Genomic DNA, 5,512 nt, shown 5'->3' with positions numbered 1-5,512 from the left:
TTGAAAATCCTGTCTGCATTAACAAATGGTCCTCTGTCAGCAAAAATGGAGTCAGTCGTGTGGCTTGAAGCTCGGCCAGCATGAACAGAATGCCGTATATGTTCAAAAACAGAAGGATATAGGAAACAATCGGATTCCAGCTGTGCAGGAAGTAGTGCAGACCAACCGATTCAATCGCAATGGCATGGATGATCATGATATAGACAGCATTCACGCTTGTTTTTTTATCGTAGGTAAAAGCAATGCCGTGATCAATCTTCACTTTCTTTTTCCAGGAGAAGAGAGAGTAATGGAACATGGAAAATTCAGTGACAAGGATTTTTGCGGCAGTGTTGTCCGGTAAGCTCGTTTCTACAGCTTTTCGAATGTTGAAAAGGAAAAATGAATTTCGGCTGGCCAGGGTTTTGTACTCTTTTAGCAATCTTGGAAGCCTTGTGATGACGGTGTAGGCTATATATAGCTCAAACAACAGGAATGCGCCTTCCGAAACCAATAAAAGATAGGGAAGGAAGGGGTAATCCGCTAGATGCTGCTGCGGAACAGTGAAGTAAGCGGCAGCAAAGCCAGCCAAGATGACGACTCCCATATATTTAAGTGAATATCTTTTGCGGATGATCATGAAGTAGGTTAAGAGAGGCAAAATAATCAACAGGTCCAGCAGTGAACCGATGACAGCGCCTTCAGGTACCGGCCCGAACATCGACGTACGGTAAAGAATGAAATTCGTTGCTAAAATCAAAGAGGCTAAAACTACATAAAGCAGTAATCTTGTTTTTTTCGCGACAGTATTTGTCATTATTATCCACCTCGCTTTTATTATAACTGATATCATAGTGCTTAAGTAGTAATTTAAGGGTGTTCGACAAAACTAGTGTTTATAGAAAAATTGAGAAAACTTCATGGGCATTTTCAATCATAATAAACCGGATTACACCACCTTCAAAAAGGGAAACATGCTATTATGACACTTTTAAAAAGGCGGTGAATCGGTATGTATGATTGCCTTATAGTAGGGGGCGGAATTGCCGGGCTGCAGGCGGCGATCCAGCTTGGGCGATACGATCATAATGTGATGGTTCTGGATGCAGGTGATGGCCGGTCAGCGATTTGCCAGAGCTACCATAATATACTTGGCTATCCTGATGGAGTAAGCGGACCTTACTTAAGAGAAATAGGCCGTAAGCAGGCTGCACAATATGGTGTGGAATTCGTGATTGGCAAGGCGGAGAAAGCTCAAAGGATAGCGAATGGGTACGAAATCCAGGCGGAGAACGGCAGCACATACAAGGCGAAGACATTGCTGCTGGCCACGGGCGTCATGGATCGGATTCCTCCATTTCCAGAATTGATGCCAACGCTTGGAATCAGCGTGTACATCTGTCCGGATTGCGATGGCCATGAAGTGAAAGACAAATCCACAATCGTGATGGGTTCCGGCAATCCTGGTGCGAACATGGCACTGACCCTGAGTTATTTTACGAGCAAACTCACCTATGTCAATCATGAAAACAAAGAAGTGGATGAGGAAAAACTGTCCGCATTAAAGGATAAAGGCATTAAGTATGTTGAAGGGCCGATTGAAAAAGTGCTGGCAGATGGCCCTGACTTCAGAGGAGTTTTGCTCGGGAATGGTGAGGAGCTGACCTCAGAGCGCGGCTTCATAGCCTTCGGCGGGAATGAAGTGAAGTCCCAACTTGCACAACAGCTTGGCGTCGACCTTCATAAAAACAAACATGTCCTAGTCGATCCGCGGACAAAAATGACCAGTGTCGAGAACGTCTGGGCCGCAGGAGACATAGTCGCTCATTCAGAACAGACCACGATTGCCATGGGAGACGGTATGCAGGCAAGCATCTGGATTCATAAGACACTTTTGGCTGAAAAAGGAGAGTAGCCGTAGGGTCATGCCTCATTGGCAACCTTGTTGGGACCAATATATTCCTTTTGGACATAATGAAAGCCGCCACTCAGACATGAATGGCGGCTTCGTTTTATTCCAGATCAACTTTTTTTAGCGGCAGTTCAGCAGGGCCTTCAACGACGTCTCCCTTGTAGGAGAATCGGGAGCCATGGCATGGGCAGTCCCATGTGCGTTCGCCGTTGTTCCAGTTAAGCTCGCAGCCCATGTGGGTACAGGTGGTATCGACTACGTGCAGCTGGCCGTTTTCATCGCGATAGGCTCCAGCACGTTTGCCGTTGACTGTTACGACGGCACCTTCTTCATTAACAAGGCTCTCTGGATTAGTCGAGGGCCGATCCAATTTCCCTTTAACCAATTCTTTTGCGACCAGCGCATTATCAGCAACGAATGTCGCCACATCCGGTTTTGTATGGAATCTTTGTGGTTCGAATACGTCCACATATGGATTGTCTTTTCCAAGAACTAGATCGGACATGAGCAGCGCAGCATTGATGCCATTGCTCATCCCCCACTTTCGGTAGCCTGTGGCAACAAAGATGTTATCGGTGCTTGATGAGTATTTGCCGACGAAAGGAATTTTATCTAGGGTAGTCGGATCCTGCGCGCTCCAGCGGAATGGAATCTCCTTAACGCCAAAGGTCTTCGCGGCGAACGCCTCAAGTGCTTCATAATATTGATGAGTATTATCATCCTGTCCGGTGATATGACTATCTCCGCCAAATAGCACCAGTTTCTCGCCATTCCAGTCTGTATAACGCAGGGATCGTGACGGTGTCTCGGCATTGATGTACATGCCTCCAGGGAATTCCTTCTCCGTTTTTACGGCAAGCACATAGGAACGATTGACCTGCATCCTTGAAAAATAGAACCCTTTTAAATCGTAAAATGGGAAGTGCGTGCTGATGATAATCTGATTGCAGCTTACCTTATGTCCATCTCTGGTCGTGACGACAGGCTCAGAGCCTTCCTCCATATCGACTGCGGTTGTATTTTCATAAATCTGTCCGCCCATCTCTGTAAAACGCTCCACCAAATGCTTTAAGAATTTAAGTGGGTGGAACTGGGCCTGGTTCCTCATGACAACGGCTGCCATGGCCTCAACTGGAATAGGTACCTCCGATACGTACTCACTTCCTGTGACGCCCAACTTCTCGTAGGCCTTGAATTCCTTTAACAGCTTTTCCATTTCCTTGTCGGAATTGGTGTATATATAAGCGTCTTCTTCGGTAAAATCGCATTCAATCTGCTGTTCTTTTACGAGATTTTTAACAAATTGCATCGCATCATAGTTGGCTTGATAATATTGGCGTGCCTTATCCTCACCAAAGTGGCTGATCAGCTCGTCATAAATCAGGCCGTGCTGTGCAGTCACCTTGGCTGTTGTATGGCCGGTTGTTCCATTCAATATGCTGCCGGCCTCGATCACAGCGGCTTTCACACCAGCCTTCGCCAACAGATAGGCAGAGGTCAATCCAGTGATCCCGCCTCCTATAATCGCGACGTCTGCCTTCAGGTCCTCCTGCAGTTTTGGAAAAGAAGGCAACTCAGCTGTTTTACGCCAGTAGGGTTCAGGAAAACGGGGCAGCTTTGAAGTATAATCGTTCATCTACAATCCTCCTTAAAAATCTTCATAATAACTAATTTTTCCTATATTAGTGAAAATCATGCTATTTTTCCTTTTACCCACTAAGAATGTAGATAGACAAGTTTTTGCCAAATAGAGCGAATAGGAGAAGGAGAGAGCCGCGACATGATAAAATGAGAGCATCAGAAATGGAGGGCCAATATGGAAATCACAATTTTTGGGACAGGCTATGTTGGCCTTGTTACCGGTGTTTGTTTTGCTGAGGTAGGTTATAATGTCACTTGTTTTGATATAGATGAACGGAAAATCACCGCCCTTTCCCAGGGGAGATGCCCAATTTATGAACCTGGTCTTGAGGAGATGCTCAAAAGGAGTTTAGAGAAGGAGAGGCTTCATTTTACATACGATTCAAGATTGGCCTGTAAAAATGCAGATTACATTTTTATCGCCGTCGGGACGCCCGAAAATGAGGACGGCTCGGCAAACCTTGAATACCTGGAGGATGCTGTTGAACAGATTGGCATGAACCTGGTCAGAGATGCAGTCATTATCATTAAAAGCACCGTGCCAGTAGGGACTAATCAGAGGATCTATCAGAAGCTTCAAGGAATCATTCATGACAATATCCAGGTGAAGGTCGTTTCAAATCCGGAATTCCTGCGCGAGGGCTCGGGAATCCTTGACACCTTCCATGCGGACCGGATCGTTGTCGGGGCAGATGACCATGAGGCGGGCCGTGCGGTGGCTGATTTATATAAACCTTTTGGACGGCCGATCCTTCAGACAGATATCCGCAGCGCGGAGCTCATCAAGTATGCGTCAAATGCCTTCCTGGCGACGAAAATCAGCTTCATCAATGAGGTGGCCAATCTGTGTGAGCACACAGGCGCAAACATTGAAGATGTGGCAAAGGGAATGGGCATGGACGCCCGGATCGGCAGCCAGTTTTTAAAAGCGGGAATTGGCTATGGCGGTTCCTGTTTCCCGAAGGATACGAAGGCGCTGGAAAAACTGACAGAAGACTATGATTATGACTTTAAGATCCTGCGCTCCGTCATCGAAGTGAACAGCAGGCAGAAGCAGCAGTTGTTTGAGAAAGCCCGGGAATTGTTTGGGAATCTTCAGGGAAAAAGGGTGGCTGTGCTGGGCCTGGCGTTCAAGCCGCATACTGATGACATCCGTGAGGCACCTGCAATTGAGCTGATCGCCCAGCTTCTTGAAGAACAGGCTGACATTTCCGTGTATGACCCGGCAGCCGTTGAAAAAGTAGAGGAGTTATTCGGCAGCCGGCTTTATTACGCTGACTCCGTGGATATGGCGATTAAAGGCGCGGATGTTGTCTTCATCATGACGGAGTGGCCGCAAATCACTCAATATGAATTAGAACGTTACCCATTATTCATGCGTGAGCCGGTTATTTTTGACGGAAGGAATTGCTATGACTTGGCCGTGGCGGATAATGCTGGCTTAACCTATATTTCTGTTGGCAGAAGAGCTGTTAATATGAATCGGAAGCTAGAAAACTTGGGATTTCAAGGGTGAGCCAGAAGAGACCGGATTGAATCGAGTGGCTTTCATAAGGTAAAATTATCCTAAAACCCTTCATTATAAGGAGGAACCAGGATGGCGAAGGTTAAAACGAACGCAATGAGGATTCTTGATACGCAGAAGGTGCCGTATGAAATCCTTACTTATGACTCGAAGGATGGGAAGATTGATGGTGTTGCTGTTGCGGGTAAAATTGGCCGCGACCCGGCACAGGTCTACAAAACCCTTGTTGTTGTAGGCACCAGCAAGGATTTATATGTATTTGTTATCCCGGTAGAAGAGGAGCTGGATATGAAAAAGGCTGCGAGGGAAGCTGGGGAAAAGAGTGTAGAGATGCTTCCTGTCAAGGACATCCAGAAATATACCGGCTACATCCGCGGCGGCTGTTCGCCGATTGGCATGAAGAAGAATTATCCGACGTTTTTGGACAGCAGCGCCCAAGAGCTTGAGACCATCAT

Annotated in this window: 5 protein-coding genes; 3 read left to right on the top strand and 2 right to left on the bottom strand. The window is 46.7% G+C overall.

The genetic code is table 11. The features are described from left to right. On the bottom strand, window positions 1-796 hold a 796-nt coding region (locus tag ACH0QE_RS01550), incomplete at its 3' end, for a hypothetical protein (RefSeq protein ID WP_415798988.1). Between the two features lie 195 nt (window positions 797-991). On the opposite strand from ACH0QE_RS01550, the gene ACH0QE_RS01545 reads away from it, so the two are divergent. Beyond that, entirely contained in the window at window positions 992-1,894 is a 903-nt protein-coding gene (locus ACH0QE_RS01545; RefSeq protein ID WP_415798987.1) for an NAD(P)/FAD-dependent oxidoreductase, read from the top strand. A gap of 97 nt (window positions 1,895-1,991) precedes the next feature. Here the strand turns inward: ACH0QE_RS01545 and ACH0QE_RS01540 are convergent, their stop codons facing one another. Next, window positions 1,992-3,527: an FAD-dependent oxidoreductase gene (locus tag ACH0QE_RS01540; protein WP_415798986.1), complete on the bottom strand. Its 1,536-nt coding sequence runs from the start codon at window positions 3,525-3,527 to the stop codon at window positions 1,992-1,994. Between the two features lie 180 nt (window positions 3,528-3,707). On the opposite strand from ACH0QE_RS01540, the gene ACH0QE_RS01535 reads away from it, so the two are divergent. Beyond that, a complete protein-coding gene (locus tag ACH0QE_RS01535) occupies window positions 3,708-5,048 on the top strand; it encodes a UDP-glucose dehydrogenase family protein (RefSeq protein ID WP_415798985.1) in 1,341 nt (446 codons plus the stop codon). Between the two features lie 81 nt (window positions 5,049-5,129). Next, window positions 5,130-5,512: Cys-tRNA(Pro) deacylase (gene ybaK, locus ACH0QE_RS01530; protein WP_415798984.1), on the top strand; the 383-nt coding region annotated here is incomplete at its 3' end.

This window comes from Mesobacillus sp., assembly GCF_047739415.1.
Taxonomy (GTDB): Bacteria; Bacillota; Bacilli; order Bacillales; family Cytobacillaceae; genus Mesobacillus.
This window is presented reverse-complemented; position numbering and strand designations above follow the sequence as displayed.

Coding starts and splice junctions, on each gene's coding strand:
- ACH0QE_RS01540 (WP_415798986.1), bottom strand. CDS start 3,527: ATGAACGATTATACTTCAAAGCTGCCCCGTTTTCCTGAACCCTACTGG.
- ACH0QE_RS01535 (WP_415798985.1), top strand. CDS start 3,708: ATGGAAATCACAATTTTTGGGACAGGCTATGTTGGCCTTGTTACCGGT.
- ACH0QE_RS01545 (WP_415798987.1), top strand. CDS start 992: ATGTATGATTGCCTTATAGTAGGGGGCGGAATTGCCGGGCTGCAGGCG.